A 1732-nucleotide genomic window follows, 5' to 3' on the forward strand; every position below is an offset into this window, starting at 1 on the left:
CCCCGTTCGAGCGGTCCCTCCGCACCCGATGGGTCGAGCTCACCGGAGACCAGACCCTCGCCGACGCACTCGCCCAGGCCCCCACCCTCGCCGCCCTCGAGGTCCAGCTCCGCCACGCCGAAGCCGTCGCCGCAGGGAACGGCCACGCCGCAGGGCTCCGGGGCGCGGTCGAGGCCGAGCTCGCCGCCCAGGCCGCCGCCGCCACTCTCCCGGCCAGCATGGACGCTGAGGCCCAGGCATGAGCGCCCCCGCCCACGGCGGGCACATCGCCGACCGCCTAGACGCCGACGTCGTCGCCGCCCTCGAGTCCATCGCCAGGGACGACGCGACCCAGGCCGCCGAGCTCGAGGCCGTCGTCGCCGAGACGAACGCGGAGACGGCCGCGCTACTGGCCGGGCTCCCAGCCCCCGTCCTCGACGCCGAGACCGCCCGCGAGGACGCCCGCCTCGAGGCCGAGCTCCTCCGGGGTCTCTGACGCCGCCCACGGCCCCACACGCGCCCCGTCACCCTCCCCAGGGCGGCGGGGCGCTCTATCGTCCTCAGCGGGCCAGAGAAGGCCGTGTAGAGCTCCCTGAGCGTCCGCCCACGGTTCCGCTTCCCCAGGTTCGGTGACCGCGATAACCGCTCGGCCGGCCCAATGGTCCCCGCGGCCCCGGCGTGCCTAGCCGCTGAACCGGTATCCCGCACGCTTGCACGCCTTCCGCATGTCGGAGAGGTCCCGGACCACCGCGTCGCCATCGCGCCCGCCATTCCGGTCGTCCACGACCTCACGAATGCCGGGCGTCTTGGCCTCGACGGCGTACTCCGCGGCAAGCCCGATATAGCGGCGGTAGACGGACCCACCAGCGCCCTCGGCCTCGTCAAAGTTGCGGCAGGCGGCGTAACCGGATTGGTCGGACTGGCGGAACTCCTTGTCCGAAGGAAGCCACGGTTTCCACGTGAACAGGACAATCACCGCGAGTGTGACGAAGAGGACGCGAATGCCGAACGGGAACCGCTCCGCGCGGGGGGACTTGTCAGCCATGGCCACAGATTGGCATGGCCCGCAATACCTTGCCACACAGGCGCGGTGCCAGGGCGGCGGGGCCGCCGCCGTCTCCCGGGCGGCGTCATCATGAACGGTTAGCCGCGGGTGATGTCAACGACGTGTTCGGTGTTCGATGCATCAGAAAGGGTGACCCGGTTCAGGGAGTCCACCTGGAACATGGCGAGGCGCCGAGCGATGTTCGTGGCAACCTCCTCCGCCTGAGATGTCGTCAACGCCTCCGAGTAGGTGACGAAAATGCCATCCGTTCCCACGGCCTTCACGTCCTTGATCGGGCGCGCCCACTCAGGTCGCGTGTCCCCGATGTCCAGCGTCTCCATCGTGATCTGGCCGAGGTCCTGGCCCGCCGCCTTGGACTGGCTGTATTCCAGGGCGCGGGCGGAGGCCGACGCCACGGCGGCGTCGAAGTTCCGTTGTGCCGCGTCCACCTTGGCCTGGGCGGCTGCAGACTCCAGGGCCGCCAGGCTAGTGGCCGCCTCGTCGGGCGAGAGGGAGGATGCGCTAGCCGTCGCCGTCTCCGTCGCCGTGGTCGCAGGCGTGGACGATGACGCAGCGTTCTGGCTTGTGTTCGCGGAACAGCCGGTCACGAGTGCGGCCGTGATGGACGCGACTAGGTGTTGTGGGTCATGAGGTTCTTGCCACGGGGTACGGGCTGAGATGAGACGAGTGGGCCTCTCCCGCAGGATG

3 protein-coding genes and 1 pseudogene are annotated in these 1732 nt (G+C 70.4%); 2 read left to right on the plus strand and 2 right to left on the minus strand.

All coding sequences use genetic code 11. From position 1 onward, the window contains the following. Together QL983_RS11150 and QL983_RS11155 are read left to right on the plus strand one after the other, a co-directional pair. Positions 1–242, plus strand: a 242-nt coding sequence (locus QL983_RS11150) for a hypothetical protein (protein WP_290153030.1), incomplete at its 5' end; no start/stop codon positions are given. Next, positions 239–475, plus strand: a complete 237-nt coding sequence (locus QL983_RS11155; RefSeq protein ID WP_119217616.1) for a hypothetical protein — start codon at positions 239–241, stop codon at positions 473–475. The genes QL983_RS11150 and QL983_RS11155, both read left to right, overlap by 4 nt. A 186-nt stretch (positions 476–661) precedes the next feature. Here QL983_RS11155 and QL983_RS11160 read toward each other — a convergent pair whose 3' ends face one another. Both QL983_RS11160 and QL983_RS11165 read right to left on the minus strand, forming a co-directional pair. After that, on the minus strand, positions 662–1024 hold the full coding sequence (locus tag QL983_RS11160) for a hypothetical protein (RefSeq protein ID WP_119217615.1): 363 nt from the start codon (positions 1022–1024) through the stop codon (positions 662–664). Between the two features lie 98 nt (positions 1025–1122). Next, positions 1123–1732 (minus strand): annotated as a pseudogene (locus QL983_RS11165) (hypothetical protein); the annotation flags it as partial.

It is taken from the genome of Micrococcus sp. APC 4021 (assembly GCF_030407635.1).
GTDB classification, from domain to species: domain Bacteria; phylum Actinomycetota; class Actinomycetes; order Actinomycetales; family Micrococcaceae; genus Micrococcus; species Micrococcus luteus.

Coding starts and splice junctions, on each gene's coding strand:
- QL983_RS11160 (WP_119217615.1), bottom strand. CDS start 1,024: ATGGCTGACAAGTCCCCCCGCGCGGAGCGGTTCCCGTTCGGCATTCGC.
- QL983_RS11155 (WP_119217616.1), top strand. CDS start 239: ATGAGCGCCCCCGCCCACGGCGGGCACATCGCCGACCGCCTAGACGCC.